This is a genomic window from Nocardioides sp. NPDC087217 (assembly GCF_044744805.1).
Lineage (GTDB): Bacteria > Actinomycetota > Actinomycetes > Propionibacteriales > Nocardioidaceae > Nocardioides.
In genome coordinates this window covers 527,081-553,618 of record NZ_JBIUZB010000003.1, presented here as the reverse complement: position 1 = coordinate 553,618, position 26,538 = coordinate 527,081, and the positions used below count along the sequence as shown (strand labels likewise).

The window sequence follows — 26,538 nt, the reverse complement described above, 5'->3', positions numbered from 1 at the left end:
GCGTCAGCTCGAGAGCAGCGATTCGACGCGTACGGTCTCCTCGGCGAGCTCGTCGCGCTCGTCCGGGGTGAGGTCGCGGAGCAGCTTGACGACCTCGACCTTGCCGTCGACCGGCTTCCAGAGGCCGATGAGGTGGCCGCCGCCGATGATGACCGCGCCGCCGCCACCGATGCCCCACTCCTTCCGGGTCCCCTTGGCGGTGATCCGCTCCCGGTTGGCGTGCGAGAGCCAGACGTTGTCGAACCTCCCCAGCAGCCGCACCGGGGCGTGCTCGTCGCCGGTGGCGAGCGGAGCGTCCGGGACGTCGTAGAGGGTCTTGCCGGCCTCGTCGCGGTAGGTCACCAGCCCCTCGATCCGCTTGACCACCGGGCCCAGTCGCGTCAGCGACGACCACGTGGTGATGTCGGCGGCGGTCGCCGGCCCGAAGGCGAGCAGATAGCGGCGTACGATCTCCGGCGCCAGCGTCGGGACGACGTCGTCCACCTCAACCGGGGGCACCCCGGTCCAGCGTGGGAGCAGGTCGTAGACGAGCCCGCCCGAGCCCTTCCACAGGCCTCGCGGCGGGAGCTGGACCAGCGGCAGCTCGTTGCGCGCCCGCAGACCCAGCGCCTTGGCCGGTACGCCTGGGAAGTGCTCGACCAGACCGGCCTCGAGGGCCGCGTTGGGCAGCGCCCCGAGAGCGAGTACGTCCTCGGCCGCCTCCACGAAGCCCTCCAGCTGCGCCGCCGGGCGGACGATCTCGACCCGCTGGGTGTAGAAGTCGTGGACCGGCTGGGTCCACGCCCTGATCAGCGCCGCATCGGCGGCGGTGTGCATGTGGATCGTCGACCGCAGCGAGGAGAGCCGGACCAGCGCGCTCGACTCGAGCTGTGCGCTGAGCGCGTAGGGGTCGAACGACTCCAGCCGGGCGGCCAGCGCGAAGAACGGCGGCGAGGTCTCCTGCGCCTGCAGGCCGACCAGATGCTCGATCATCTCGGCCGGGGCGAGCGAGGCCCGCGACAGCAGGTGCTGGCGGAGCAGGAGGGTCCGGTTGAGCTGCCGTTCGGTGAGGATCACGGTAGCGATGATCTCCTACTCGACGGTGATCCGGGCGCCAACCTCCTCAGAAGGCTTCCCCTCGCCGTCGGAGGTGTCGTCGGTGCGCGCGATGAAGAGGTACGTCCCGGGCTCGAGCTCGGAGACGTCGACCGTGGTCTTCCACGGGTAGAGCTTGTCCATCCAGCCCTCGGCCGTCGCGAACCCCTTGAGCACCGTCTCCCCGGTGGTGTCGCGGACCTCCCACGGCACGTTGGCCTCGGGAGAGTTGGCCTTGCCCGAGGCCTCGAAGCTGTCCGAGACGGTCGCACCCTCGGCCGGCGCCGCCAGCGTGATCAGGCCGGAGGTACGTGGCAGCGTCGACGGCTCCTCGGACGGCTCTGCCGACACCTCGGGATCCTCGGCGACGGCATCGTTGCTGCCGCACCCGGCAGCCAGAACGCCGCAGAGAGCAAGAGCGATCATGGCGCCCGCCGGACGCGTACGTGTGCTCCTCATGCCTCCATACTCACCTGGCATCGTCGAAGGACGAACCCACCACGCCGAGCAGTCGGCGGTCAGTCGGCCGGTCAGTCCCAGCGGCGGGTGCGGGCCAACAGGGCGGCGCTCGCCGCCACGCCTGCCGTGGAGGTGCGCAGCACCTCGCCGCCGAGACGGATGGTGGTGGCGCCGGCCTTCTCGAACAAGGAGATCTCCTCCTCCGTCAGACCACCCTCGGGGCCGACCACGACCAGGATGGTGCCCTCGTCGATGACCGGGACCGCGCCGAGCGGGAGGGTGCCCTCCTCGTGGAGCACGACGGCGACGTCGGCCGCCTCGATCTTGGCCACGACGGCGTCGGTGGTGGCCAGCGGCTCGACCTCGGGGTGCCACAGCCGGCGCGACTGCTTGGCGGCCTCGCGGGCGGTGGCCCGCCAACGGGCCAGGGACTTGACCGCTCGCTCGCCCTTCCAGACGGCGACCGAGCGGGTCGCCGCCCACGGGACGATGCTGGCGGCGCCGATCTCGGTGAGCATCTCGACGGCGAGCTCGCCGCGGTCGCCCTTGGGCAGCGCCTGGACGATCGTCAGTGCGGGCTCGGGCGGCGCGTCGCCGAGGATGATCTCGTCGACACGTACGGTCATCGACTTCTTGGTGGTCTGCGTGATCGTGCCGGTGACGCCCTCGCCGGCACCGTCGGTCAGCACGACCTCCTCGCCGACCCGGAGGCGGCGTACGACGACCGCGTGGTGGCCCTCGTCACCGCTCACCTCGATGTCGTCGCCGACACGGGTGCCGACGAGCGACTCGACGAGGTGAACGGGGAGAGTCATCGTGGATCAGTGCCCGTTGAGGGTGTCCTTGAACCAGGAGAAGACGCCGCCCTTGTGGGCCGCCTTGAGCTGGCCCTGGACGGACTCCTCACCGCGCATCTCGGCGAGCTGGCGCAGCAGCGCCTCCTGCTCGAGGTCGAGCTTGGTGGGGGTCTCCACGTTGATGGTCACGATCAGGTCGCCGCGACCGCCGCGCAGACCGGGCACACCGCGGCCACGCAGGACGTGGTCGGTGCCGGACTGGGTGCCGGGCTTGAGGTCGATCTGGATCGAGGCGTCCTCGGGGTCGATCTGGTCGGCACCCTCGCCGACGAGGTCGGCCTCGAGCGTCGGCAGGTTGAGCGTGGTGCCGAGCGCGGCCGCGGTCATCGGCACCTTCGCGGTGCAGTGCAGGTCGTTGCCCCTCCGCGTGAAGGTGGCGTGCTTGGCGACGTGGATCTCGACGTAGAGGTCGCCGGCGGGACCGCCGCCGGGGCCGATCTCGCCCTGCTCGGCGAGCTGCACCCGGGTGCCGTCGTCGACGCCCGGCGGGATCTTGACGGTCAGGGTGCGGTGGGAGCGCACCCGGCCCTCGCCGCTGCAGTCGCGGCACGGGTCGGGGATGACGGTGCCGAAGCCGTTGCAGGCCGAGCACGGGCGCAGCGTGCGGATCTCGCCCAGGAAGGAGCGCTGCACGACCGCGACCTCACCCTGGCCGTGGCAGGTCTCGCACGGGATCGGGTGGGAGCCTTCCGCGGCCCCCTCGCCACCACAGGTGTCACAGACGACCGCGGTGTCGACCTTGAGGTCGCGGGTGACGCCGAAGGCGGCCTCGGCCAGGTCGATGTCGAGACGGATGAGGGCGTCCTGCCCGCGGCGTACGCGCGGACGGGGGCCACGCCCCGCGCCTCCGGTGCCGGCACCGGCGCCGCCGAAGAAGGCGTCCATGATGTCGGTGAACGAGAAGCCTGCGCCCTGCGCACCGAAGCCGCCTGCGAACGGGTCGCCACCACGGTCGTACGCAGCCCGCTTCTGCGGGTCACTCAGCACCTCGTAGGCGTGGGAGATCTCCTTGAACTTCTCCTGCGACTCGGCGTCCGGGTTGACGTCAGGGTGGTACTGGCGCGCCAGCTTCCGGTACGCCTTCTTGATCGTTGCGTCGTCGGCGTCCTTGTCGACACCGAGGAGCTCATAGGGGTCCAACGTCGGTCTTCCTGCCATCGAAGTTCGCTGATCTTCCTTGAATCGAGTCTGCTGCTCAAGCCTCGTCGAGGATCCGGGAGAGGTAACGCGCCACCGCGCGCACCGCCGCCATGGATCCGGGGTAGTCCATCCGGGTGGGGCCGACCACGCCGAGCGTGGCCAGCGCCTCGTCGCCAGGCCCGTAGCCGGTCGCGACCACGCTGGTCTGGGAAAGCTCCTGGTAGGGGCCCTCGGCGCCGATCCGCACCGTGACCAGCCCGCCCGCGGTCGCCTCGCCCATCAGCTTGAGCAGGACGACGTGCTCCTCGAGGGCCTCCAGGAGCGGGCGTACGGCGGTGTCGAAGCTGTCGCCGAAGCGGGCCAGGTTGCTGGTGCCGCCGATGGAGATCCGCTCGTCGGAGCGGTGGTCGTTCATCGCCTCGATCAGGGTCTCGGCCACGGCGGAAGCGAGCGGGTCCTGCGGGGCGTCGGCGGGCGCATCGGCCGGCTGGGCGATCGTGCGCAGCGCCTCGCCGGCCTCGGCGATGACGGCGCCGGAGACCGCGGTGTTGATCTTCGTGCGCAGCGTGGCCAGGGCCTCCTCGGAGACCTCCTCGGTCACCTCGAGCAGCCGCTGCTCGACGCGGCCGGTGCTGAGGATGAGCACGAGGAGGAGCCTGGTCGGGGCCAGAGCGACCAGCTCGACGTGGCGGACGGTCGAGCGGCTCAGGGTCGGGTACTGCACCACCGCGACCTGGCGGGTCAGCTGCGAGAGCAGCCGGGTCGAGCGGGTCACGACGTCGTCGAGGTCGACCGCGCCCTCGAGGAAGCCGGCGATCGCCCGCTTCTCGGCGGCGGTCATCGGCTTGACCGTGGTCAGCCGGTCCACGAAGAGCCGGTAGCCCTTGTCCGTGGGCACCCGGCCGGCGCTGGTGTGGGGGGCGGTGATGTAGCCCTCCTCCTCCAGCGCGGCCATGTCGTTGCGCACCGTCGCCGGGGAGACGCCGAGGCCGTGACGCTCCACGAGCGCCTTGGAGCCGACCGGCTCCTCGGTCTTCACATAGTCCTCGACGATCGCCCTGAGGACGGAGAGCCTGCGTTCGTTCTGCATCTGCCCTCCTATCGCCCTGGCTGCTTGGCACTCATTCCGTGCGAGTGCCAATCCTACCGGTTCGTGTCACAGGCACCAGTTCTCGGTGGCTGCTCCGCTCTGTGGAACGGAACACTTCTCTCGCCATCGAGATAGCCTTAGGTTAGGCTGACCTTAGAGCCACCCGCTGCACTGCTTCCGCCCCACTGGAGAGTCCTATGATCGCCGACGATCTGCTGGTCCGCATCACGGCCCACGCCAACGACGAGCACCAGGCGGACCTGTGCCGATCGCTCTCGGCACGGCTCGGGCTGCGGCCGCGTCACATCGTGGGCGTACGCCTCTCCCACCTCACCGCCGAGAGCGTCGACGTCTCCTGGATCACCCTCGACGGCGGCCACCACGTGACCTTCCGGTTCCCGGAGACCGCGGCCACGCCGGACGACGTTCTCGAGCAGCTCGGGCGCGTGCTCACCGGTTCTCGCTGCTGACTCCACTACCGTTCTCCGGATGAGCGATCGCTACGGCTCCGACGTACTGGCCGGCGACTGGCGCAAGCCCAAGAACGGGCGTGCCGTCGAGACTCCCGCAGAGCTGGGCGCGGTGGTGGAGGAGGTCGAGACCGATTTCGTCGGCGAGATCGTGCGGATCGACCGCGACCTGCACACGCTGACCCTGGAGGACCGGAAGGGCAAGCGGCGTACGTTCCCGCTCGGGCCGGGCTTCTGGCTCGAGGGCAAGCCGGTCATCCTCACTCCCCCGGTGACCCGCACGGCACCCGCGAAGCCGACCCGCACCGCGTCGGGCTCGGTGGCCGTGGACAACGTCAAGGCAAGGGTCGCACGCGAGTCGCGGATCTTCGTCGAGGGGCGCCACGACGCCGAGCTGGTCGAGAAGATCTGGGGTGACGACCTGCGGATCGAGGGTGTCGTCGTCGAGTATCTGGGCGGTGTCGACGACCTCGCCGACCACCTGGTCTCGTTCAAGCCCGGACCGCAGCGGCGGGTCGGGGTCCTGGTGGACCACCTGGTGAAGGGCTCGAAGGAGGCCAGGATCGCGGAGTCCATCCGGCGCTCCGCGGTCGGCCAGCACGTGCTGATCGTCGGTCACCCGTTCATCGACGTGTGGCAGGCGGTCAAGCCCGCCCGGCTCGGGCTCGAGGCCTGGCCGAACGTGCCGCGGTCGATCGAGTGGAAGAAGGGCATCTGCCAGCACATGGGCTGGCCACACCGGGATCAGGCCGACATCGCCCGGGCCTGGAAGCACATCCTGGGGCGGGTCAACTCGTTCGGTGACCTGGAGCCCGCCCTGCTCGGGCGGGTCGAGGAGCTGATCGACTTCGTGACCGAGCCCGTCTGAGGCTCCGTCAGTAGGACGACTTCTTCGGCATGATGATCCACAGCACGATGTAGACGATGAACTGCGGTCCGGGAAGCAGGCAGGAGATGACGAAGGCCAGCCGGATCAGGTTCGAGTTGATGCCGAAACGTTGACCGAGGCCACCGCAGACGCCGGCGATCCATTTGTCGTTGCTGGGACGGGAAAGAGTTGTGGTTGCCATAGCTCCACTCTCCCCTGTCGGACCCTCTTTACCAATCAGGATCACCCCTGATCCTTCGATCAGGACCAAGGTCCCGAACTCAGGGATACTCAGGGAAGCAGGTCTCGGACCACCGCGTCGGCGAGGAGTCTGCCGGTCTCGGTGAGGAAGATCGTGTCGTCGGCGACGGTGACCAGGCCGCGGCGTACCTGCTCCGGGAGAGCGGCACGGCCCTCGTCGTCGAGAGCGTCCCCCGGGAGGCCGTCGGCGAGTCTCAGCTCGAGCAGGACGCGCTCGACGCGGCGGTCCTCCTCGGCCAGGATCTCGCGGGCATGGGCAGGGCTCTGGTTGCTGTTGATCCGGTCCGCGTACGCCTTGGGGTGCTTGACGTTCCACCACCGGGTGCCGCCGACGTGGCTGTGGGCGCCGGGGCCGACACCCCACCAGTCGCCGCCCTGCCAGTAGAGCATGTTGTGGCGGCAGCGCTGGGACTCGTCGGTGGCCCAGTTGGAGACCTCGTACCAGGTCAGGCCGTGCTTGCGGAGGGTGGCGTCGGCCAGCTCGTACTTGTCGGCGAGGTCGTCCTCGTCGGGCATCTCGATCTCGCCTCTTCTGACCTGTCGGGCCAGGGCGGTGCCGTCCTCGACGATGAGGGAGTAGGCCGAGATGTGGTCGGGGTCGCTGGCCAGGGCGGCGTCGAGGCTGGTGCGCCAGTCGTCGATCGACTCACCGGGGGTGCCGTAGATGAGGTCGAGGGAGACCTGCTCGAAGCCGGCCTCGCGGGCCCACTCCACGACCAGCGGGACCCGCTCGGGGTCGTGGGTGCGGTCGAGGGTCTTCAGTACGTGGGGGACGGCCGACTGCATGCCGAAGCTGAGCCGGGTGAAGCCGCCCTCGCGCAGGGTGCGCAGGTAGTCGAGGTCGACCGAGTCGGGGTTGGCCTCGGTCGTCACCTCGATGTCGTCGGCGAGGCCGAACTCGTCCCTGATCGCTCCGAGCATGCCGGTCAGGTCGCTGGCCGGCAGGAGCGTCGGGGTGCCGCCGCCGAAGAAGACGGTGTCCACCTGCTTGTCACTGTCGGCCAGCACCCGGCGGGCCAGCCTGATCTCCTCGATGGCCTGGTCGGCGTACGTCTGCCGGCTCACGCCTGGGCCCAGCTCGATCGCGGTGTAGGTGTTGAAGTCGCAGTAGCCGCATCGGACCGTGCAGAACGGGACGTGGACGTAGAAGCCCAGCCCCTTCTCCCCCAGCGTGCTCAGCGATTCGGCCGGTAGCGACCCGTCGGTGGGGGCGGGGTCGCCGGGGGGCAGAGCGGAAGGCACCCCTCCATTATCGATCCACCTGTCGAAAAGGGTTAACCGTGACTGGGGCGGGGGTGGGAAAATTCCGGCGTGCCCGTCTCGCAGCCTGATCTTCTTCTCGACGATGTTCTCGACAACCCGGTCTGGCACTCGCTGACCGGTGCGCATGCCTCGCTCGCCGAGGGCTCGGGGCTCGCCCGTCGCTACCGTCCCGACGTCTCGCCCTTCGCCGCCGTCTCCGACCCGCGCGAGCCGCAGGCGTGGCGCGACCTGGCCGCGGCCGTCGGACCCGGTGGCACCGCGCTGATCACCGGCGCGGCCGGGGTCTGCGGGGACGGGTGGGAGATGGTCGGTGGGGGCGAAGGGGTCCAGCTCGTCGAGACGTCACGGGTCGCTGCCGCGCCCGATCCCGAGGCGGTCGTGCTCGGGGCCGCCGACGTCCCCGAGATGCTCGACCTCGTCGCCCGCACCGAGCCCGGACCGTTCGAGAAGGCGACCCACACGATGGGTACGTATCTCGGCCTGCGCCACGAGGGCCGCCTCATCGCGATGGCTGGCCAGCGGATGCACCCGGGCGGCTGGATCGAGATCAGCGCCGTCTGCACCGCCCCCGAGGCACGCGGCCGCGGCCTCGCCGGCCGCCTCGTCCGCGCCGTCACCGCCGACATCCACGCCCGCGGCTCTCGTGCGCTGATGCACGCCTCCGTCGCCAACACCGGCGCCATCTCGGTCTACCTCGGTCTCGGGTTCGAGGAGCGGCGGCGTACGACCTTCGAGCTCTTCCGCGCCGCCGGCTGAGTCCCTGCCGAGACTGTAGTTCTGGCGGCCGAAACTGCAGTTGTGGGCGACGAATCTCTACATTCGTCGCCCACTTCTACAGATTCGCCCGCCAGTTCTGCGGACTCGGCGGGCGGTCAGTGGAAGTCGCGGGAGCGGTGGCGGGAGGCGATGGCCTTGGCCGCCTCGGGGTGGATGTCCTCGAGCGGGCCGAGGCGGTCGGCGACCAGGTTGGTGACTCCGTCGTTGCGCTCGAGGATGCCGCGGATGAGCATGACGGAGGTGGAGACGGCGATCTTGCGGTGCTTCCTCCACAGGCCGGCGGAGCAGACGACGTTGAGCATGCCGGTCTCGTCCTCGAGGTTGATGAAGGTGACGCCACCCGCGGTTCCTGGGCGCTGGCGGTGGGTGACCAGACCGGCGACGGTGATGCGTCGGCCGGGCTCCGAGGTGGGGAGGTCGCTGATCTTCGGGAGCCCCGCCGCGGTCAGGCCGGCCCGGAGATGGGCGAAGGGATGGCTGCCTGGGGTCACGCCGGTCGCCCACAGGTCGGCGAGGGTCTCCTCGACCGGGTCGAGGCCGGGCAGCGCAGGGGTCTCGGCGGTGAACCGCACCCCTTCGAGCTGATCCTCGGTCTCGGTCCAGCCCGCCTGCCACAGCGCCTGTCGACGGCTCGATGTGAACACCTCCAAACATCCAGCGGTCGCCAGCGCCTCGAGCTGGGCGCGTTCCAGCCCGGCGCGACGGGAGAGGTCGAGGGAGTCCTTGAACGGTGCCTCCTCGCGAGCCTTCACGATCCGCTTGGCGACGTCCTTGCCGATGCCGCGTACGGAGTCCAGGCCCAGCCGCACCGCGAAGTTGCCATCACGCCGGTGCTCCGGGGTCGGGTCGGGGGTGCCGGGTACCCACGGGGTCTTCTCGCCGTCCAGCCGGCAGTCCTCCTTCCCGGTCGGCGACACGACGTCGACATCGAGCGGCTCCAGGTCCGCGGCGGCCTGGCTGAGGACGAGGTCGGGGCGGCGTACCTCCACTCCGTGACGGCGGGCGTCCTGGGTCAGCGACTGCGGTGAGTAGAAGCCCATCGGCTGGGCGCGGAGCAGCCCGGCCAGGAACGCGGCCGGGTAGTGGAGCTTGAACCACGACGAGGCGTAGACGAGCTTGGCGAAGCTCAGCGCGTGGGACTCGGCGAAGCCGAAGTTCGCGAAGGAGAGGATCTGGGTGTAGACCGCCTCGGCCGTCTCCTCGGTCATGCCCTTGGCCCGCATGCCCTCGTAGAGCTGCTCCTTGAGCGAGTCGATGCGCTCGAGACCACGCTTCGAGCCCATCGCCCGGCGCAGCAGATCGGCGTCGTCGTGGTTGAAGTCGCCCAGGACGCGGCCCATCTCCATGAGCTGCTCCTGGAACAGCGGCACCCCGAGGGTGCGCTCCAGCACCGGCTCCAGCAGCTCGTGGGCGTAGCTGACCTCCTCGCGCCCGGTGGCCCGGCGTACGTAGGGATGGACCGCTCCGCCCTGCACCGGCCCGGGCCGGATGAGCGCGATCTCGATCGCCAGGTCGTAGAAGCAGCGCGGCTGCAGGCGCGGCAGGGTGCCGATCTGGGCGCGCGACTCGACCTGGAAGACGCCGATCGAGTCGGCCCGGCAGAGCATGTCGTAGACCGCCGGCTCCTCCTTGGGAATGGTCGCCAGGGTCCAGCCCTCCCCCAGGTGCTCGAGAGCCAGATGCATCATGTGGTCGAGCGCCGCCAGCATCCCGAGCCCGAGCAGGTCGAACTTCACCAGCCCCATGTATTCGGCGGCGTCCTTGTCCCACTGGATCACGGTGCGCTTCTCCATGCGGGCACGCTCGATGGGTACGACCTCGCCGATCGGCTCCTCGGTCAGCACCATGCCGCCGGAGTGGATGCCGAGATGGCGCGGGGCTCCGTGGATCTCCTCTGCCAGCGCGAGGACCGGAGCGGGGATGCCGACGTCGTCGGGTGCCTCGACGCGGGAGTAGCCGAGGTGCTTGGACCAGGCGTCCTGCTGGCCGGGGCTGTGGCCGAGCGCCTTGGCCGCGTCCCTGACCGCCATCTTCGGCCGGTAGCCGACGATGTTCGCGACCTGCGCGGCGTTGCGCCGGCCGTAGGTGTCGTAGACCCACTGGATCACCGTCTCGCGCTTGTCGGAGTCGAAGTCGACGTCGATGTCCGGCTCCTCCTCCCGGTGCCGGGAGATGAACCTCTCGAACGGGAGGTTGTAGAAGACCGGGTCGATCGCAGTGATCCCGAGTGCGTAGCAAACCGCGCTCGCCGCCGCACTCCCCCTGCCCTGGCAGAGGATCTTCTCCTTCCGCGCGAAAGCCACGATGTCGTGCACGATCACGAAGTAGCCCGGGAAGTCCTTGCGCTCGATGACGTCGAGCTCCTCATCCACGCGCTTGCGAGCCTTCGCGATGTGCTTGGGGTTGTCGGCGTACGCCTCCTCATAGCGCTCCCGGAAACCCTCCTCGGTCAGGTGGCGCAGCCGGCTCGCGGCGGTCTCGCCCTCGGGGATCCCGCGCTTGGGCAGCTTCGGGGTGGCCTTGCGCAGGTCGAAGGCGCACTCCTCGGCGATCTCGACGCTGCGCGCCACCGCCCCCGGGTAGCGCCGGAAGAGCTGGTCCATCTCCTCCCCCGTCCTGACGTACGCCACCGGGCCCGCCGGGAGCCAGCCGGCGATGTCGCTCAGGGTGCGGCGCGCGCGGACCGCCGCGAGCGCGTCGGCCACCCGGTGCCGGTCGGGGGTGGCGTAGTGGACGTTGTTGGTGGCGACCGTGGGCAGACCAGCCTCGCGGGCGATGCCGGCGAGCAGATCGTTGTCGTAGGAGTCGGTCGGATGGCCGCGGTCGGTCAGCTCGACGATGACGTTCTCGTGTCCGAAACGATCAGTGAGGTCGCGCAGCGCCCGGGCCGCGGCGATCGGACCGGTGCCGGTGAGGGCTTGGCGTACGGTGCCCTTGCGGCACCCGGTCAGGATCAGCCAGCTGCCGGCGCGAGCCCGGTCGGCGAGCTCGTCGAGGTCGTAGGCCGGCCGGCCCTTCTCGTCGCCGCGCAGCTGCGCCTCGGTGATCGCGCCGGCCAGCTGCCGGTAGCCCTCGACGCCACGGGCGAGCACCAGGAGATGGCTGCCCTCGGGATCGGCGACCCCGTTCTGCGGCTTGGTCAGGCCCAACGACAGCTCGGCGCCGTAGATCGTCAGCAACCGCCGCCCCGGCTCTGTCAGCTTCTGTGCCGCCTCGGCGAAGGCAGGAGCCCCGTAGAACCCGTCGTGGTCGGTGATCGCGATCCCGTGCAGCCCCTGCCGGATCGCCTCGCTGACCAGCGCCGACGGGGAGCTCGCTCCGTCGAGGAAGGAGAAGTCGGAGTGGGCATGGAGCTCGGCGTACGGCACCACCGGGCCCTCCGGCCCGCGCACCTCCTCATCGGGCAGCCGCTTCTTGCGCCGGGAGATCGGCGCGTCGCCGTAGGGGTCTTTCGGCGGGCGACCCGACAGTCGCCGCTCCAGCTCCTTCCACGGGATCTCGGGGTTGTTCCAGCCCATCAGCCGAGCCCATCAGTCGTAGCTGGCTTCGGTGAGCCAGTGGTCGGTGTCGAAGGTGGCCAGCCAGGCGCGGCCGTCGACCCCGACGAGCTGGAAGCGGGCGACCCGTCGCCCGCCGCCGGGCTCCCACCACGCCTCGGTGACCGGCCACGGACCGGCCCAGGAGGCGACCCGCTGCCAGGGCTGGCCGGCCGAGGGGCGATAGCGGGCGGGGTCGGCGGAGACGCCTCCGCGCGGGAGCACCAGCACCTGCCGCCCGGCCTGGTCGCAGACCTCCGCAGGCCACGGTTCGGCCAGGACCCGGGCAGGCGCCGGCGGCGGGATCGAGCCCGGCCACGGCAGCGCGCGGTCGCGAAGGGTGCTGGGGCGGTCGCCCCAGGGGACGTACGCCTGGCGGTCGCGTGGGGTCCGGCCGCCCTGGAGCACCGGAGCGACGACGGCCTCGTGGCCGAGCAGGCCCTGCACCCGGGCGATGCCGCGATCGACGCGCTCGTTCGTGCCGCCCCAGAGACCGTCGGCGTGGACCGCCTCGGAGACGGCGACCTCGGGGACGAAGCGGACCTCGATCACCGCGCCGCCTGCGACGACCCCGGCCAGCTGCCAGTGCAGCCGGTCGATGAGATCGACGGAGGAGAACCACCGCGGGTGCGCCCAGGTGCGTACCGAGTCCGGGACGTCCTCCATGACGACCTCGATCCGCACCTCGGTGCAGACCTCCTGGCGCGTCGCGAGGCCCTTCACGAACCCCTCCGCCGCCTGCCGGGCCGAGAAGCAGACCGCCTCGGCGGAGTCAAGCGGCGGCTCGAAGGCCACCTCGGTGGTGAGCTCGGGCGGTGGCGTACGCCCCGTCACCGGCCGCGCTCCCTCGCCGTGGATCACCCGGCGGACCCAGGCGGCCTGCGCGCCGAAGCGCGCCTTCACGTCGGCGCCGGGCAGGTCGGCGAGGCCGCCGAGCGTGGTCAGACCGAGCCGCTGCAGCAGGCTGACCGCGTTCGCGTCCTCGAGGACATGGACCGGCAGGGCGCGCAGGAACGCGGTGGAGCCTCCGTCTGCCGGGACGGCGTACGTCTCCTGCGGCCCGGCGCTCCGCGCGGCCTGCTCGGCAGTGAAGAGCTCATCGGCGATGCCGATCCGTACGTCCCAGATCCCGAGCTCGACCACGCACTCGGCGATCGCCGCGCCGGCCTCGGCCTCGCCGCCGTAGAAGCGTGCCGGCGAGCGCAGCGCGACCAGCCCGGGACGCAGCGGCATGACACCGGGGCGCAGCTCCTCCAGGCGCACCAGCACCTCCTCGAAGACCCGCGCGTCACGGGCTTCGTCGGCGGCGAGCACCTGGATCTCCGGGCAGCGCGACTGGGCGTCGCGGCGCCGCATCCCGCGCTTGATCCCGAACTCCCGCGCCGCCTGGTTGTAGGCCTGGACCCGGTTCTGCGCGAAGACCGCGGCCGGCAGGTGCCGCGGCAACCCCGCCTCGCTCAGCGCCGCGGCGACCGGCCAGTCGGCACACCAGACCACCAGCGTACGACTCATGCCGACTCCTGTTTCCGCAGGTCAGCGACCGGTTCGAGGACGCGCCGCAGACCGCCGTCCTCGGCCGGGAACCAGAGTGCCGTACGCCGCGGCGGAGCCGTCCCGCGTACCGCCTCGACCACCATCCTGCGCGCCCGGAGATGGCCGTCGCCGTTGCCCAGCCCGACCCAGCGCGGCTCGGTCGCCCGGAGGCGTACGTCTGCTCTCGGCCACTCCCCCAGCGCGACCAGCGCGGCGCCACGGGTGCGCAGCCGGGCACCGATCTTCTCGGCGACGCTCGGCGTCACCCGCCCCACCGGCCGGACCAGCACCAGCGTGGTCACATCGACGAGCGCCGCGGTCGCCTCCAGCCAGGAGTCCTTCGGCCGTGGCACCAGGATGGTCCGCTCCAGGTCGACCCCGGCCTCGGCCGCAGCCTCGACGCCGAAGTCCTCCACCCCGACGACGGCGGTCCACTCCCCCGCCGCCGACGGCCCCGCGAGCAGCAGCATCGCCAGCGAGAGCGAGTCGGCCGCGTACGTCCCTCCGGCCCGGAGCTGCACCACCCCACCGAGCGCCTCGTGCGTCGCCAGCTCCGCGCCCATGCCCGGCTTCTGCTCCAGCCGTCGCACCTTCGACCGGAGCTGCTCGATCTGAGCCAGCTTCTGGTGTCGCTCAATCCCCGCTACCACTCCCACTCAATGAGTATCGAACATTTGTTCGAACAGAGCAACCCTGCCGAGACGTCGCTCCCGCCGGCCGAGACGTCACTTACGTCGGCCGAGTTGGCAGCGGAATGCCCATTCGGCCGACGGGAGTGACGCTTCGGCCGACGTAGCTGACGCCTCGGCGGGTGGGGTCAGCCGCGGAGCGCGGAGGCGAGGTAGGTGAGGCGGGGATAGTCGGAGGTGGGGAGGGCGGTGACGGTGGTCGTCTTGGCCACCGCGATCTTCCAGTACGTCGTGCCGGCGACGACCAGGAAGTCGGCCTTCGACGAGCCATCGCCGGACAGCGGCGTGGTGATCAGCTCGGGCACGCCGAAGGCCCGGAGGGCGGCGATGACCGGGGAGCTCTCCTCGAGTGCGGCGCGGGCGGCGGCGACGAGGCCGCCGTGGGCGTCGGGGACGGCGTTGACGCGCAGGGTCTGGATGCGCGGCTCGGCCTCCGGGGAGAGCATGACCTCGATGTCGTAGCGGCCCTTCTCGGCCGGCACCACGGCCAGCGCCACGCCCATCGCCCGGGAGAAGTAGCCGTAGGGCGCGCCGCCCAGCGGCAGCCCGACCTTCGCGCGCGCCTGGGTGATCTGGACGCGCCGCCCGGCGTCGGGGGCGTCGAGCTCGACGTTGTCGGCGAAGAGCGACGGCAGCGCGAACACCTCAGCACCCGCAGGATCGAAGGTACGCAGCCGCTCGACCGCGGCCTCCAGCGCCGAGTCGAGCCGCGGCCGCAGACCCTTGACCACCGTCGAGAACCGGTGCGAGCCACCACCGGCGAGCTCGTCGGATACCAGCGAGCGCAGCGCGGTCATCGCGGTCGGGTAGCCCCCGGCGTACGTGCTGTTGGACAGCGTGATCACACCCAGTCCGGTCTCGGGGTGCCACACCATCCGCGAGCCGTAGCCGGGGTAGCCGCCGGAGTGGTGGACGAACTGCCCGAGCCTGCTGTCGTGGTCGATCATCAGGCCGTAGCCGTAGCCGGCGGCGACCGCGCCGATCCCGGCCTCGGGGCCGTCGAAGCCGAGCGAGGCCGACACCGATCCGAACCGGTGCAGCTGCTGCATCTCCCGCCGCGACGCCTTCGACAGCGGATGCCCGTCGGCGGCTGAGGAGAAGGCGCCCAGGAAGCCGCCGACCCAGCGCGCCAGATCGGCGACCGAGGAGTGCAGACCGCCCATCGCCGCGAACGACCCGGACGGCACCGGCGCCGTCGCTGCCCACGTCGGCGGGCCCTCGAGCCGGTCGCCGGCCCAGGCCGGGTGCAGCGGCGGCACATGACCCGGCACCCGGTTCGGCACCGCATCGGGCGAGTAGGCCGAGGAGGTCATCCCCAGCGGCGCCAGCAGCTCGTGCTCGACGAAGTCGCGGTTCGCCCCCTCGGGCGCGTCACCACCGACGACGTTCTCGATCGCGCGCCCGAGCAGCGCATAGCCGAGGTTGGAGTACTCGAACCCGACCCCCGGCTCCCGCCCGGTCGAGAAGCCTCCGTCGAGGAACGTGCCGAAGTCGTCGTAGGACAGCGACTCCTGCCGGTCGCCCCACGGGTCGTCGGTCGGCAACCCGGCCGACATCGAGAGCAGCAGCCGCAGCGTCACGGCCGGGGAGTCGGCGGAGTAGGGCGCCTGGTCGACGAGCTCGGGCACGTACTGCGCGATCGCCTCGTCCAGGTCGACCAGCCCGCGGTCGCGCAGCAGCAGCACCGCGGCCGCTGTGAACGACTTCGACATCGACGCGATCCGGAAGACGCTCTCGGCCGTCGGCGCCGGACCACCCTCGGTCGTCGCCCCGAACGCGCCGGAGTGGAGCAGCTCGGAGCCGCGTACGACCCCATAGGCCAGGCCCGGAGTCAGGTTCTCCTCGAAACGCTGCTGGAAGAGCTCGTCGACGACGGAGGTGTTCAGGCTCATACAGGCGTTCCTTCGGTGGCAGGTTGCTCGACGCGTTGCAGCCTAACCACCGAGGGCACCGAGAGTGCGGCAAGGCAGACCGCGGCGTAGAGGACGCCACTGACCAGGAAGACCGGGCGCTCCCCGAACCAGCCCGCCAGCGGCCCGAAGAGCAGCTGCCCGACCGGCATCGCGAGGAACGAGCCGAGCGCGTCGTAGGAGTAGGCGCGGGAGAGCATCTCGCCCGGGACGTTCTCCTGCATCGCCAGGCTCCAGCCGAGGCTGAAGATCTCGATCCCGGCGCCGGCAACGGCCATCGCCACGATGAGCGGCACCGTCTCGGGCCACAGCGCGAGCGCGAAGAAGGGCAGCGAGAACGCCATGATCCCGAACATCCCCGCTCGCAGCGGGCGCCGGATCGTGGCCCGCATCAGCACGACGGTCATGATGAGCATCCCGGCCGCGAGCGCGGAGTTGGCCAGGCCCCAGCCCTCGACGCCGAGCGAGGAGGACTTCGCGTACGCAGGACCCAGCACGTGCAGCCCGCCGGACTGGATCGCGTTGAGGATCATGAAGGCGACGACCACCACCCACAGCCAGGTGGTGCTCCGGAAGTACGTCCACCCCGCCCGCAGATCCTCGATGGCCGAGGTCTTCTCCGCGTCCGCCGGGCGCGGCGGGATCCGCACCGGAAGCAGGAAGAGCGCCGCGAGCAGCCAGGTCAGCGCATCGACCGCCAGCGCCCAGCCGGCACCGACGCCGACCACGAGAGCGGCCGCGACCGACGGGCCCAGGACCGTCAGCGTGCCGCGCGACATCGAGAGCAGCAGGTTGGCCGACTGCAGGTCCTTCTTCGCCACCAGCTGCGGCACCATCCCCTGCATCGCCGGGAACGCCATCGCCATCGTGGTGCCGTTCAGCGCCTGCAGGACGACCAGATGCCAGATCTCGGCATGCCCGGTGATGACCAGCGCCGCAGCGGCCGCCTGGGTCAAGGCCGAGGCCACGTTGCTCAGCTGCAGCACCAGCCGCCGCGGGAACCGGTCGGCGATCACCCCGCCGACCAGCAGGAACACGACCATCGGGATGGTGTGCGCGGCGACCACATAGCCCAGCGCGGAGGCCGAGTCGGTCACCTCGAGCACTGCGAACGCGAGCGCCACGTGCGACATCGACGACCCCGCGAGATTCACGAACCGCGAGGCGAAGAACCACCCGAAGTCGCGCTCCTTGAGGACGAAGAGGCTGTCCCGGACGCTCACTGAGCGTCACCCATCACGAACGCGGATGCGGTCAGGTTCACATGGATCGTCCCCTCCGTACGCGGCGGCCGGGCGTTGTCGTGGAGCAGACCGCTCGCCTCCCGGACGAGGTCGTGGACCCGCTGCCAGACATCGGGGTCGACCCACATCTCCGCGTCCGAGATGATGGCCGGTCCGTCGGCGCGCAAGCGGCGGCGGCGTACGAGCTCCTCGGCGATCGCACGGGTGTGGACCTCGTCGTCCTCCCTGGACGGCGGCCCCTGGGCGGTGTCGCGGCGCCAGGCGTACCGGTATCGCTTCGCGACCCCACCTCGGATCCGCTCCTCGCCCGCGACCTCGAGCAGCCCGGCGCTCTCGAGCAGCCGGAGGTGGTAGGAGGCGTTGGCGTGGGTCAGGTCGAGCTCGCGCGCCACCTCCGCCGCCGAGAGCTCCGCACCCGTCAGCAGTGACAGCATCCGGAGCCGCAGCGGGTGCCCGGCCGCCCGCAGCCGCGAGATCTCCTCGTCCACCGAACCTCCCAAGAGTTGTTTGGGAGTGAGTCTGGTGAGGCCCGGGAAAACCGTCAAACAGTTATTCGGGTCGCGCCTAAACCGATAATGGCTGCTGTGCGTCATCCAGGCGTGAGCCGAGAAGAATTCACCGACTTCTACGTCGGTGCCAAGGACCGCTGCCTGCGTGCGGCGATCGCGACCGGCATGGATCCCGGGCGGGCAGAGGAAGCGACCGCAGAGGCCTTCGCGCGCGCCTGGTCGCGCTGGTCGACGGTCAGACTCGCCAACTCCCCCGCAGCCTGGGTCGTCCGCACCGCGATCAACGTGAACATCACCTGGTGGCGCAAGCGCCGCCGTGAGCTGATCGTCCCCGACACCCCCGATCAGCTCCCCCGCGACGACCTCGACATCGACCACGACCTGGTGGAGGCCGTACGCCGGCTGCCACCGCGCCAACGCCAGGTGGTCGCACTGCGCTACTTCCTCGACCTCGACGCCGAGACGACCGCCCGCGAGCTGGGGATCGCTCGCGGCACCGTCTCCGCCACGCTCCACCATGCGCTCACGAACCTGCGGCTGCAGTTGACCGACCCCGAAGGGATGCTGTCATGAACGACATCGAGACCCTGCTGCGCAACAGCAACCGCCAGACCATGGACCTCCCGGCCACCGAGATCCTGCGCCGAGGCGACCGGATGCGTCGCCGCCGTCGCGGCGCGAAGGCGGTCGCCGCCGTCGCCGCCTTCTCGCTCGCCGGGATCGGGGCGTACGTCGCTATCCCCGAACGGCTGATCGACTCGGAGATCGCGACCCCGGAGCCGCCCACCCAGAAGACTCCGGTCGACTGGTCCGGCAACCCGACCAACCTCACTCCCGAGGAGCTCGACGTGCTGAGCGATCGGTGTCTGATGACGGCCTGGGCCGACGTGAAGTCCTTGTACACGGACGCACCCGAGGCGACCAATGCCATCAACCCCGACGAGGTCGAGCAGATCCCGGAAGGCACTTGGCCGTTCCTCGCCGAGAAGCGTGGTTCGACGGCGATGGCGGTCTTCGACGGCCGCGACTACGAGGTGACCTGCTCGACGGTGCACGACGCCAGCCGGAGCGCTGACAGCGACCCCGACCTGGCGGGGGCCTTCGGCCTGCCCCAGGTCTGGGGTGCCTTCGCCGAGACCGGGCCGTGGGAGGACTTCTCCCGTAGCGGCACCAGCGTGGGTACGGAGTTCATGCTTCCCCTGCCGGAGACGATGGACGTCGCCAAGGTGGTCTTCACCTCGAGCGGGGAGGAGATCCCGGCCACCATCGTCAACGGCGTGGCGGTCGCGTGGACCGACCACGACGTCGACGTCGAGTCAGCGGACTTCCGTGCCTACGACGCTGACGGCAATCTGGTCCATGGCGATCCGGGTGAGGCGAGAATGGCACCGCCGACCACCGAGTGGACAGAGACCGCCGAAGGAGTCCGCGTCACCCGATCCCTGGGCAACGAGACGCTGGAGTCCGCCTGGTTCTGGGTCGGCGAGCAGCGGTTCGACGCGACCATCACCGAGGCCAACGTGGCGGTCGCGGTGATCCCGACCGGGACGCTCACCACGGACCAGCTGAACGGCCTCCAGATCCAGGGCGTCTCCCCCGAGGGTCTCTACCTGCGTGGCTGCACCGGACAGCCCTGCGGTCCCTAGGCCTGGGCGGCGACGTACCTCTCGGCCGCGGCACGCGGCTTGTCCCCGAGCCCCTCGATCCCGATCAGGCTCGGGAGCAGGCTGCGGTCGGTGGTGAGCGCCTTGAAGAGCGTCGAGACGGTGATGCCGTGGTCAGGACGGTGGACGAGGACGATCTCGTCGCCGGCCTGCAGCTGCCCCTCCTCGAGGACACGCAGATAGGGGCCCGGCCGGGCCTCCTGGGTGAACTTCTTGACCCACTGGGCGTTGTCGTAGCCCGAGACGCCCATCCAGTTCTTGAAGTCGTTGCAGGGCGTACGCACGCTGCAGACCTGCAGCAGCACCGTCCCGATCCGCCACTGCTCCCCCACCAGAGCCTCATTGATGTCGATCCCCTCGGTGGTGAGGTTCTCGGCGAACTGCCCGTCACGGAGCGTCACGCCCAACCGAGTGCCCCACACGTCGAGGTCCTCGCGGGCGAAGGCATAGACCGCCTGCTCCTCGCCGCCGTGGTGGCGCCGGTCGGTCTGGGTGTCGGTGACGATGCCCTCCTTGCCGACCGTCACCGGCTCGGGCGTGGCGAGCTTCTCGATCGAGGTGGCGCCCACCTCCGCCCACTCAGCGGGCTTGGATTGACCGACGTTGACGCTTCGCACGATGGGCATGGCGCAGATTCTCCTGGCTGCGCCGGATCGAGGCACGCGAGTTTCTCAGTCCTGGACGGCCTTCGCGACCGAGATCATCGCGGTGATCCAGTCCTTGTCGGGGGTTCGGTTGTCCTCCAGCTCGCCCTTGACGTTGACGATCAGCCGCAGCACCGCCCAGGCCCGAGCCCGGTCCTCGTCGAGCTCGGCGGCGTCGACGAGTGCGAAGAATCGCATCCGTACGCCATCGCGGATCCGCCCCGCATACTCCTCGAAACGGTTCCAGAGCATCGGCGCGAGCTCGTAGTGCGGGTCGCCGGAGAGGGGCTTCGGGTCGATCACCAGCCACTCCTCGCGATCGCCCTGGAGGACGTTCTCGTAGTGGAGATCGGTGTGGATCAGCGTCCCGTCGGTGGCCTCGTCGGCGGCGAAGTCGCGGGCGATCGCGCGGGCCTGCTCGACCATCCGCGGCGGCACCGGAAGCCGTCGCTCTTTCTCTCCCAGCTCGCTCGCCCAGCGTGCGGCCTGCGCCGACAACGTACGCAGCTGCGGCGGAGCCGGGACATGGAGCCGCCGGTAGAAGCCGCCCACGATCTCGCACGCCTGTACGTCCCAGAGCTCCGAGAGGTCCTCGGCGTGCAGCCGTTCCAGCAGCAGCGCAAAGCGCTTCGGGTCGGCCCGGAGAAGGCGTACGGCACCCCGGCCGCCCCAGGTCTGCAGCGCCAGCGCCTCGTGCTCGGCCTCCCAGTGCGGCCAGCCGATCTTCAGCACCGCCGCCTCGTCATCGGCGGTCCGCACCGGCATGACCAGGGCGGTGCTGCCGTGGGTCGCCTCGCCCTCGGGCCTCAGCGACCACTCCTCGAGCAGATCGCGCACCAGCCCGGGCAGCCGGTCGAGCCACGCCGCCCAGTCGGGACCGTTCGCCGCGAGTGCCACGAAGGAGTCCGGCAGCGGCGTCACGCGAGCCACCTTAATCCGCTTCCCAACCCCGGACGGATCGGGCAGGTTGTGCCCATGTCACTTCCAGAGTCGATGGGGACCAAAGGTGTTCCCTACCCGCCCGAGCGCTACGACGGCGAGGCCGGTGAGGTCTCGGCGTTCTACCGTCCCGACACCACCGCGCCCGACCTGTCCTACCCCAACGGCGTGAAGGTCGACTATCTCGCCACCGGAGCGACGACCGCAGGTGACTACGGGCTCTACCGCTGGCACTTCGGGCCCAACGAGACCGGCCCCGGGCCCCACTTCCACCGTGCCGTGGCCGAGTCCTTCTACGTGCTGACCGGGACCGTGCGGATCTACAACGGCGAGGAGTGGATCCCGGCCGGTGCCGGCGACTTCGTGCACGTGCCGGTCGGCGGCCTGCACGGCTTCCGCAACACCACCGACGAGCCCGCCTCGATGCTGCTCCACTTCACCCCGGGTGCGCCGCGGGAGGGCTACTTCGAGGGGCTGCGCGAGCTGGCCGAGGGCACCGAGCTCGGTCCGGACGAGATGGCCGAGTTCTACAAGCTCCACGACAACTACTGGGTCGACTGAGCGACCTTCAGGGCCTCGATCCCCATCCGGACGATGGGGCTGGTGGTGTCGGCTTGGATCGCGGGGTCGTCCAGCCCGATCCACGCGGCGTAGTCGGTGGTTCCGTCGATCTCCAGCGTGCCCAGCTCGCCCCCGACGATCCGTGCCTCGAAGACCACCCGGGTGGACTGGTAGGGCCGGCGACCGGGGTCGAACGGCACCACGTAGACATCGGTCGTCAGCGGAGCCCCGACCTCGACGTCGTAGCCGGTCTCCTCCTTCACCTCGCGCACGACTGCGGCGGGCATCTGCTCGCCGTAGTCGACGCCGCCACCCGGCAGCGTCCACCCCGGTTCATTGCGATGGTTGCCGTTGAACCAGCTCAGCAGGATCCGCCCTGCGTCGTCGACGATGACGGCGTACGCCGCCACCCGGGTGTCGTAGTCGGTGAAGTGCATCCCCGCGAGACTAGCGCGGACCAGCCGGAAGTCAGTCGAAGACGAAGGCGGTCGCGTCCTTGGGGAACGAGGTCCAGGCGCGGATCCGCCGTGGATGCACCGCCGGCGCCCCCTCGATGTAGTGCTTCGCCTCGAAGACGTTCTCGCCGTACTCGGGATACTTCGCGTTGAGCAGCCCCGCGATCTCCTCGGCTGTCGCCGGGGCGAATGACGTCGTCCGCACCTCGCCCTCGATGACGACCAGCTTCCACGGATCCGGCAGGTTCACCGTCACCTTCGGATGCTCGGCCGCGAGCCGCCGATGCAACGTCTCCGGGCTGCCGCCGTAGACCAGCTTCTCCTCGAACCAGATCCCGTCCAGCGGCGTCACGTGCGGACTCCGCCCCGGCCTCTCGAACGCGAACCAGAACTGCTTCGCCTCGACCAGCCGCTGACGTACGTCCTCCCACGCCAGCAGCTCGCTCGGCGTGCCGTATCCCTCCGGAAACCGGATCTGTTCTCTACGCATGTGCCTCACTCAACCACCGCCCGGCCCTGGCCGACCCGACCGAAATTGCTCAGCCGTACGCGGCAGTCAGCTCGGCCCCGATGCGAGCCAGCTCGCGGCGTACGTCCTCAGGCCCGGTGACCTCGATCATCGAGCCCCATCCGGCCAGCTGCTCGGCGAGGGACCGAGCGGTGTGGGCGGCGAGGGTCACCTCGATCCGCTCCTCGTCGCCGACCGCAGGCGCATCGCCGATCACATCGAGGTAGGTGCCGAAGTGGTCGCGCAGGACCCAGAGGTGCCGACGCCGCACGACCACCGTGGCCCGCACCCGAGCCCGCCGCTCCTCGACGTACGACACCACCCGCTGCCACTCCCGGGCGAGGTCGAAGCCTTCGGGCCGATTCGCCGGCTGTGCGGTGACCTCGACCGAGGCGACCCGGTCCATCCGGTAGGTGCGTACGTCCGGACCGTCCTCGCGGGTGGCCAGCAGATACCAGAGGTCGTCCTTGGCGACCAGGCCCAGCGGATCGAGCAGGACGGTGCTGACCTGACCGGTGCGGTTGGTGTAGTCCACACGCACCTGCCGCCGGTCGATCACGGCCTGCTGCACGACGTCGACGACCTCGGGCCGCGAGCGACGCTGCTCACCCCAGGAACCGGCATCGAGCCGCACCGCCTCCGCGGCAGCGGCCGCATCTGCCCGGAACGGGCTCGGCAGCGCCCGGAGCAGCTTGCGCACGGCCTGCTGCGCCTCGGGCGACGTGCTCGCACCCGGCCCGACGAGCGTGAACAGGGCCTGTGACTCGGGACCGGTCAACCCGCTCAGGTCGGTGCGTGCGCCCCCGACGAGGGACCATCCCCCGCCCCTGCCCGGCTGCGGGTAGACCGGCACGCCTGCCGACGACAGCGCCTCGAGATCGCGGCGGGCGGTCGCGACCGAGATCTCCAGCTCGGTGGCGAGCTCGGCCGCCGTCACCCGGCCACGCGCCTGCAGCAGCAGGAGCGTGGCGATCATCCGCTCGGCTCGCACAGATCTGAGATTGCCACACAAAGTGCTCATGAGGTGAGCACTTTGAGCGGAAGCATGGGTGTCACCACTACGAAAGGAAGCGCACATGTTCCGCGGATTCACCACCATCAACTACCTCGTCGACGACGTGAAGGCGGCCGCCGCCTGGTACCAGGAGCTCCTCGGCGTCGAGCCCTACTTCGCACGGCCAACCGCCGACGACCCGGCCTACGTCGAGTTCCGCATCGGCGACAGCCAGGACGAGCTCGGCCTCCTCGACCGCCGCTACGCACCTCAGGGCTACTCGTCAGCCAACCCCGCCGGCGCGATCATGCACTGGCACGTCGACGACGTGCAGAAGACGTACGACCACCTGCTCACCCTCGGCGCGGCCGGGCTCGCCGCCCCGCGACCCCTCGGCGAGCCCGGCTGGGAGATCGCCACCGTCGCCGACCCGTTCGGCAACGTGATCGGACTGATGCACAGCCCGCACTACCTGGCGATGCAGGCCGACCGCTGACCCATGGCGCGGCCGCTCGTCGCCTGTTGTGATGGACTGTCCGGCATGCATTCTCGGGCTGCACCCTTGATCGTCCTGATCGCTGCGACCTCGGCGTGCGGGGCCGGCTCGGGGCCGGTGACCACGGACGCACCGACGCCGTTCTCGGCATCCTCGACCTCGACGCCGGAGGGATTCACCGCGAGCGAGTGTGCGGGGGTGGTCGGCGGGAAGCAGGTGATTGTGAAGCTGGACATGCCGAAGGAGTTCGAGCCGGAGTCAACCGACCCGACCGACCAGACCCCCGACGGCCAGTGCACCTGGCGTACGTCCGAGGAGCGCTTCTTCAGTGTCGAGATCGGCGAGAAGGAGTCGCTCGCGGACCTGAACGACGAGCTGAAGGAGTACGAGGACATCGGCGGTGACGACGAGGTCAGGGACGTCGCCTACGACGCCGCGACCGACACCTTCGGCGGCCTGGAGGGCGAGCGGCTCGGCTGGTGGTCCTACTCCGACGGCATGCCCGCCGACTGCGTCCACGTGCAGGCCAACGGCATCCGCGTGTTCTGGCAGAACCCCGACGATGTCGAGCAGCGGCTCGACGACCTTGACGCCGTCCTCGACAGCATCGAGCTCATCCGCTCCTGACCGGCGCCATGGCCCGGCTGCCGCTCACGACGATCAGCACCACGAGCATCACGGGCACGATCAAGGCCCACATGGTCGGCAGCAGCCCCGCGACACATCCGATCGCCGTGAGCATGAACCCCGCCCTGGGCCTATGGGGCAGAAGCAGCGTGCCGGCCAGGACGAACGAGCCTCCGCCGACAAGCGTGCCGAACCAGAAGACAAACCCGCCGTCCCCGCTGCGTACGAGCCGAACGGTCTCTGCCGCTCCCGCCGCCAGCAGCAGGCAGCCAATGAACAGTCCGTACCACCAGACCCAGCCGTGGGCGCCCGAGCGCTCCTCATCGGATCGCATCGCGTCCCCTCCCGTCTTTGTCGCCCCCGGGAAAGGCTCTCCACCATCGAGCGTAAGGCGTAGCGACTCAGGCCGCGAGCGTATGAGTGAGGAGTACGCGGCGCAGCATGAGCTCCGCCGGCGACAGTGGTGGTGGATTCGGCGGCCAGGTGTCGGGTGGTGGGCTGATGTAGGTGTGCCCGGTGGGGGTGGTGGTGATGATGCTGCCGTCGGGTCCTGGTCTGGCCTGCCAGCCGAGTGCTTCCTTGGCTTGGTTGCATCGCTCGCACAGCCCTTGGAGGTTCTCGGCGCTGGTGATGCCGCCGTCGGCATGGCGCTCGATGTGGTCGATGTTGCGGATCGGGGCGTCGCAGCCGTTGGTGCGGCAGATCCCGCCGTCACGAGTCGCAATGAACTCGGCTAGCCCCTCGGGTGCCTTCCGGGAGCGTGATTCCATGGCGACCAGCTGCCCGGCGGGGTCGGTGAACAACCGCCTCACGAACACGTCCGCGTCGGCGAGCGTCTCGCGGGCCCAGGCCGCCGGAACAGGGCCGTAACCCTCCACCATGGCCGGCTGGTCGGCGTCGTTGGCGAGGGTGTCGGCGGTCATCACGATCTTGACCTCGATCCGCGGCTTCGCGCCGGTGGTGCTGCGGCCGGTGATCCGGTCGACGAGGGTGTCGGCCATGACCTGACCACGGCTGCGTTCGTCACCTGCTGCACGTGCGGCGTTCGCGGCCTGGTCCAGGGCGGCGAAGACGGCGACGCCGTCTTTGACGGGAAGGAGCGCACCGAGCCAGGTCATCGTGTCCGGTGCCGGCCGCAGGCTGACGCGACGGTCCTTCACTGCGTTGGCTGCCCGGGCGACGACGGAGGCTTGGTCCAGGGTGATGGCGAGTTTCTTGGCGGCGTTCTCGAGTTGGCGCAGCCCCATCGACACGGCCCTGGCGGGTTCCCCACCCGGCCCGGTGGCGCAGAGTTGGTAGTCGATGACCCGACGGTCCTCGAGTGAGAGACAGGCGGTTTCGCGGGCCAGGATGGTGGCCTGCCACTGGGAGAACAGCCCGGCCTTCATCAGCGCGAAGGTGTGCGGCATCTCGTTGATCAGGATCTTCGCCAGACCCAGTAGTTTGGCGCCCTTCTCGGGCGAGACCCTTCGCGCCAACGCGACCTGGGAAGCCACGCCTTCACCGAGCTTTCGGGCAGGCATCCCGGCCTCGGATTGGCGTGCCCGGACGGCTTCGTCGAGGCGTACCGCCGCTTCGGCTTGGGCCGCCTCGGCGGTGCACTTGACCTCTTCGAGACGCGTGATCCAGCCGACCAGCTCAGCCTCGGTCGCACCCGCAGGCGGCCCGGCGAGGAGGCGGTCGATGGTCTCGTACATAGACCTCATTATATGCGCAAGAGCACCATCGCGCGACCTATTTAAGCAGGTCAAACCCAGTTTTCGCAGTCAGTGAACAAGCAACGTGGACTCCGCGCCACACTCTCGCCGCCGCCCCGTTATAGGCGAAATCTTTCTCGATCGGGTGCCGTGTCAAGGACCGCGAAGCGGCCGGCGAAGCCGGCGCCCGAAGGGCGTCCTTGACGCGGCGCACGATCGAGAAACACTCACAGCAAGGGTCGGCGGCGAACCCCGAAACCAAGAACAGTCACC

Annotated in this window: 28 protein-coding genes; 8 read left to right on the top strand and 20 right to left on the bottom strand. The window is 70.2% G+C overall.

All coding sequences use genetic code 11. The annotated features are described in order from the left end of the window. Nucleotides 1–3 precede the first annotated feature (3 nt). The 5 genes from ACIO3S_RS16930 to hrcA all read right to left on the bottom strand — a co-directional run bounded on the left by ACIO3S_RS16930 (nucleotide 4) and on the right by hrcA (nucleotide 4,620). Entirely contained in the window at nucleotides 4–1,056 is a 1,053-nt protein-coding gene (locus tag ACIO3S_RS16930) for a winged helix DNA-binding domain-containing protein (RefSeq protein WP_400465826.1), read from the bottom strand. Between the two features lie 15 nt (nucleotides 1,057–1,071). Continuing rightward, nucleotides 1,072–1,533, bottom strand: coding sequence for a Gmad2 immunoglobulin-like domain-containing protein (locus ACIO3S_RS16925; RefSeq protein WP_400465823.1), 462 nt, complete (start codon nucleotides 1,531–1,533; stop codon nucleotides 1,072–1,074). A gap of 71 nt (nucleotides 1,534–1,604) precedes the next feature. Then, the gene (locus ACIO3S_RS16920) at nucleotides 1,605–2,348 is read right to left on the bottom strand and encodes a 16S rRNA (uracil(1498)-N(3))-methyltransferase (RefSeq protein WP_400465820.1); all 744 of its coding nucleotides are present in this window, start codon (nucleotides 2,346–2,348) and stop codon (nucleotides 1,605–1,607) included. A gap of 6 nt (nucleotides 2,349–2,354) precedes the next feature. After that, on the bottom strand, nucleotides 2,355–3,548 hold the full coding sequence (gene dnaJ / locus ACIO3S_RS16915; RefSeq protein ID WP_350840099.1) for a molecular chaperone DnaJ: 1,194 nt from the start codon (nucleotides 3,546–3,548) through the stop codon (nucleotides 2,355–2,357). Between the two features lie 37 nt (nucleotides 3,549–3,585). After that, entirely contained in the window at nucleotides 3,586–4,620 is a 1,035-nt protein-coding gene (gene hrcA, locus ACIO3S_RS16910; protein WP_400465817.1) for a heat-inducible transcriptional repressor HrcA, read from the bottom strand. A gap of 197 nt (nucleotides 4,621–4,817) precedes the next feature. On the opposite strand from hrcA, the gene ACIO3S_RS16905 reads away from it, so the two are divergent. Together ACIO3S_RS16905 and ACIO3S_RS16900 are read left to right on the top strand one after the other, a co-directional pair. Continuing rightward, nucleotides 4,818–5,090, top strand: a complete 273-nt coding sequence (locus ACIO3S_RS16905) for a hypothetical protein (protein ID WP_160028225.1) — start codon at nucleotides 4,818–4,820, stop codon at nucleotides 5,088–5,090. A gap of 19 nt (nucleotides 5,091–5,109) precedes the next feature. After that, nucleotides 5,110–5,958 carry a DUF3097 domain-containing protein gene (locus tag ACIO3S_RS16900; RefSeq protein WP_160028223.1) on the top strand — a complete coding sequence of 283 codons (849 nt, stop codon included), beginning with the start codon at nucleotides 5,110–5,112 and terminating at the stop codon, nucleotides 5,956–5,958. 7 nt (nucleotides 5,959–5,965) lie between these two features. On the opposite strand, the gene ACIO3S_RS16895 is transcribed toward ACIO3S_RS16900, so the two are convergent. Further along, nucleotides 5,966–6,160: a PspC domain-containing protein gene (locus ACIO3S_RS16895; protein ID WP_160028221.1), complete on the bottom strand. Its 195-nt coding sequence runs from the start codon at nucleotides 6,158–6,160 to the stop codon at nucleotides 5,966–5,968. 89 nt (nucleotides 6,161–6,249) lie between these two features. Then, the gene (gene hemW / locus ACIO3S_RS16890) at nucleotides 6,250–7,461 is read right to left on the bottom strand and encodes a radical SAM family heme chaperone HemW (protein WP_400465813.1); all 1,212 of its coding nucleotides are present in this window, start codon (nucleotides 7,459–7,461) and stop codon (nucleotides 6,250–6,252) included. 69 nt (nucleotides 7,462–7,530) lie between these two features. Here hemW and ACIO3S_RS16885 point away from each other — a divergent pair, with 69 nt between their 5' ends. Beyond that, nucleotides 7,531–8,238, top strand: a complete 708-nt coding sequence (locus ACIO3S_RS16885; RefSeq protein ID WP_400465810.1) for a GNAT family N-acetyltransferase — start codon at nucleotides 7,531–7,533, stop codon at nucleotides 8,236–8,238. A 116-nt stretch (nucleotides 8,239–8,354) separates the two neighbouring features. On the opposite strand, the gene ACIO3S_RS16880 is transcribed toward ACIO3S_RS16885, so the two are convergent. From ACIO3S_RS16880 to ACIO3S_RS16855, 6 genes are all read right to left on the bottom strand, one after another. After that, nucleotides 8,355–11,777, bottom strand: a complete 3,423-nt coding sequence (locus ACIO3S_RS16880) for an error-prone DNA polymerase (RefSeq protein WP_400465807.1) — start codon at nucleotides 11,775–11,777, stop codon at nucleotides 8,355–8,357. 12 nt (nucleotides 11,778–11,789) lie between these two features. Then, nucleotides 11,790–13,307, bottom strand: coding sequence for a Y-family DNA polymerase (locus tag ACIO3S_RS16875; RefSeq protein WP_400465804.1), 1,518 nt, complete (start codon nucleotides 13,305–13,307; stop codon nucleotides 11,790–11,792). Beyond that, nucleotides 13,304–13,984, bottom strand: coding sequence for a hypothetical protein (locus ACIO3S_RS16870; RefSeq protein ID WP_400465801.1), 681 nt, complete (start codon nucleotides 13,982–13,984; stop codon nucleotides 13,304–13,306). Before ACIO3S_RS16870 ends, ACIO3S_RS16875 begins: the two co-directional genes overlap by 4 nt. A 161-nt stretch (nucleotides 13,985–14,145) precedes the next feature. Then, nucleotides 14,146–15,909 carry a serine hydrolase domain-containing protein gene (locus ACIO3S_RS16865; RefSeq protein WP_400465798.1) on the bottom strand — a complete coding sequence of 588 codons (1,764 nt, stop codon included), beginning with the start codon at nucleotides 15,907–15,909 and terminating at the stop codon, nucleotides 14,146–14,148. Next, on the bottom strand, nucleotides 15,906–17,150 hold the full coding sequence (locus ACIO3S_RS16860; protein WP_400465795.1) for an MFS transporter: 1,245 nt from the start codon (nucleotides 17,148–17,150) through the stop codon (nucleotides 15,906–15,908). The genes ACIO3S_RS16865 and ACIO3S_RS16860 overlap by 4 nt, the downstream gene beginning before the upstream one ends. After that, nucleotides 17,147–17,659 (bottom strand): ArsR/SmtB family transcription factor, encoded by a 513-nt coding sequence (locus tag ACIO3S_RS16855; RefSeq protein WP_400465792.1) that lies wholly within the window; start codon nucleotides 17,657–17,659, stop codon nucleotides 17,147–17,149. The genes ACIO3S_RS16860 and ACIO3S_RS16855 overlap by 4 nt, the downstream gene beginning before the upstream one ends. Before the next feature lie 111 nt (nucleotides 17,660–17,770). Between ACIO3S_RS16855 and ACIO3S_RS16850 the strand changes: the two genes are divergently transcribed. Together ACIO3S_RS16850 and ACIO3S_RS16845 are read left to right on the top strand one after the other, a co-directional pair. Further along, nucleotides 17,771–18,253: a sigma-70 family RNA polymerase sigma factor gene (locus ACIO3S_RS16850; protein WP_400465789.1), complete on the top strand. Its 483-nt coding sequence runs from the start codon at nucleotides 17,771–17,773 to the stop codon at nucleotides 18,251–18,253. Continuing rightward, nucleotides 18,250–19,326, top strand: a complete 1,077-nt coding sequence (locus ACIO3S_RS16845) for a hypothetical protein (protein ID WP_400465786.1) — start codon at nucleotides 18,250–18,252, stop codon at nucleotides 19,324–19,326. Before ACIO3S_RS16850 ends, ACIO3S_RS16845 begins: the two co-directional genes overlap by 4 nt. Here ACIO3S_RS16845 and ACIO3S_RS16840 read toward each other — a convergent pair. Then, a complete protein-coding gene (locus ACIO3S_RS16840) occupies nucleotides 19,323–19,970 on the bottom strand; it encodes an MOSC domain-containing protein (protein WP_400465783.1) in 648 nt (215 codons plus the stop codon). The genes ACIO3S_RS16845 and ACIO3S_RS16840 overlap by 4 nt on opposite strands. A gap of 45 nt (nucleotides 19,971–20,015) precedes the next feature. Continuing rightward, nucleotides 20,016–20,909, bottom strand: coding sequence for an aminoglycoside phosphotransferase family protein (locus ACIO3S_RS16835; protein ID WP_400465780.1), 894 nt, complete (start codon nucleotides 20,907–20,909; stop codon nucleotides 20,016–20,018). Nucleotides 20,910–20,963: 54 nt separating this feature from the next. On the opposite strand from ACIO3S_RS16835, the gene ACIO3S_RS16830 reads away from it, so the two are divergent. Further along, nucleotides 20,964–21,488, top strand: a complete 525-nt coding sequence (locus ACIO3S_RS16830) for a cupin domain-containing protein (RefSeq protein ID WP_400465777.1) — start codon at nucleotides 20,964–20,966, stop codon at nucleotides 21,486–21,488. Here the strand turns inward: ACIO3S_RS16830 and ACIO3S_RS16825 are convergent. Genes ACIO3S_RS16825 through ACIO3S_RS16815 form a run of 3 tightly spaced genes read right to left on the bottom strand, consistent with a single transcriptional unit; the run spans nucleotide 21,473 to nucleotide 23,442 of the window. Further along, the gene (locus ACIO3S_RS16825; RefSeq protein WP_400465774.1) at nucleotides 21,473–21,925 is read right to left on the bottom strand and encodes an NUDIX hydrolase; all 453 of its coding nucleotides are present in this window, start codon (nucleotides 21,923–21,925) and stop codon (nucleotides 21,473–21,475) included. The two genes, ACIO3S_RS16830 and ACIO3S_RS16825, sit on opposite strands and share 16 nt — an antisense overlap. Nucleotides 21,926–21,956: 31 nt before the next feature. Beyond that, nucleotides 21,957–22,433 carry a pyridoxamine 5'-phosphate oxidase family protein gene (locus ACIO3S_RS16820; RefSeq protein WP_400465771.1) on the bottom strand — a complete coding sequence of 159 codons (477 nt, stop codon included), beginning with the start codon at nucleotides 22,431–22,433 and terminating at the stop codon, nucleotides 21,957–21,959. A 49-nt stretch (nucleotides 22,434–22,482) separates the two neighbouring features. Further along, complete coding sequence (locus ACIO3S_RS16815; RefSeq protein WP_400465769.1) at nucleotides 22,483–23,442, bottom strand: helix-turn-helix transcriptional regulator; 960 nt, start codon at nucleotides 23,440–23,442, stop codon at nucleotides 22,483–22,485. 85 nt (nucleotides 23,443–23,527) lie between these two features. Here ACIO3S_RS16815 and ACIO3S_RS16810 point away from each other — a divergent pair, with 85 nt between their 5' ends. Beyond that, a complete protein-coding gene (locus ACIO3S_RS16810) occupies nucleotides 23,528–23,941 on the top strand; it encodes a VOC family protein (protein WP_400465766.1) in 414 nt (137 codons plus the stop codon). Nucleotides 23,942–23,986: 45 nt separating this feature from the next. Then, the gene (locus ACIO3S_RS16805; RefSeq protein WP_400465764.1) at nucleotides 23,987–24,568 is read left to right on the top strand and encodes a hypothetical protein; all 582 of its coding nucleotides are present in this window, start codon (nucleotides 23,987–23,989) and stop codon (nucleotides 24,566–24,568) included. Here ACIO3S_RS16805 and ACIO3S_RS16800 read toward each other — a convergent pair. Together ACIO3S_RS16800 and ACIO3S_RS16795 are read right to left on the bottom strand one after the other, a co-directional pair. Then, entirely contained in the window at nucleotides 24,555–24,902 is a 348-nt protein-coding gene (locus tag ACIO3S_RS16800) for a hypothetical protein (protein WP_400465761.1), read from the bottom strand. The two genes, ACIO3S_RS16805 and ACIO3S_RS16800, sit on opposite strands and share 14 nt — an antisense overlap. A 67-nt stretch (nucleotides 24,903–24,969) precedes the next feature. Then, nucleotides 24,970–26,265, bottom strand: a complete 1,296-nt coding sequence (locus ACIO3S_RS16795; protein ID WP_400465758.1) for a DUF222 domain-containing protein — start codon at nucleotides 26,263–26,265, stop codon at nucleotides 24,970–24,972. Between the last annotated feature and the right edge of the window lie 273 nt (nucleotides 26,266–26,538).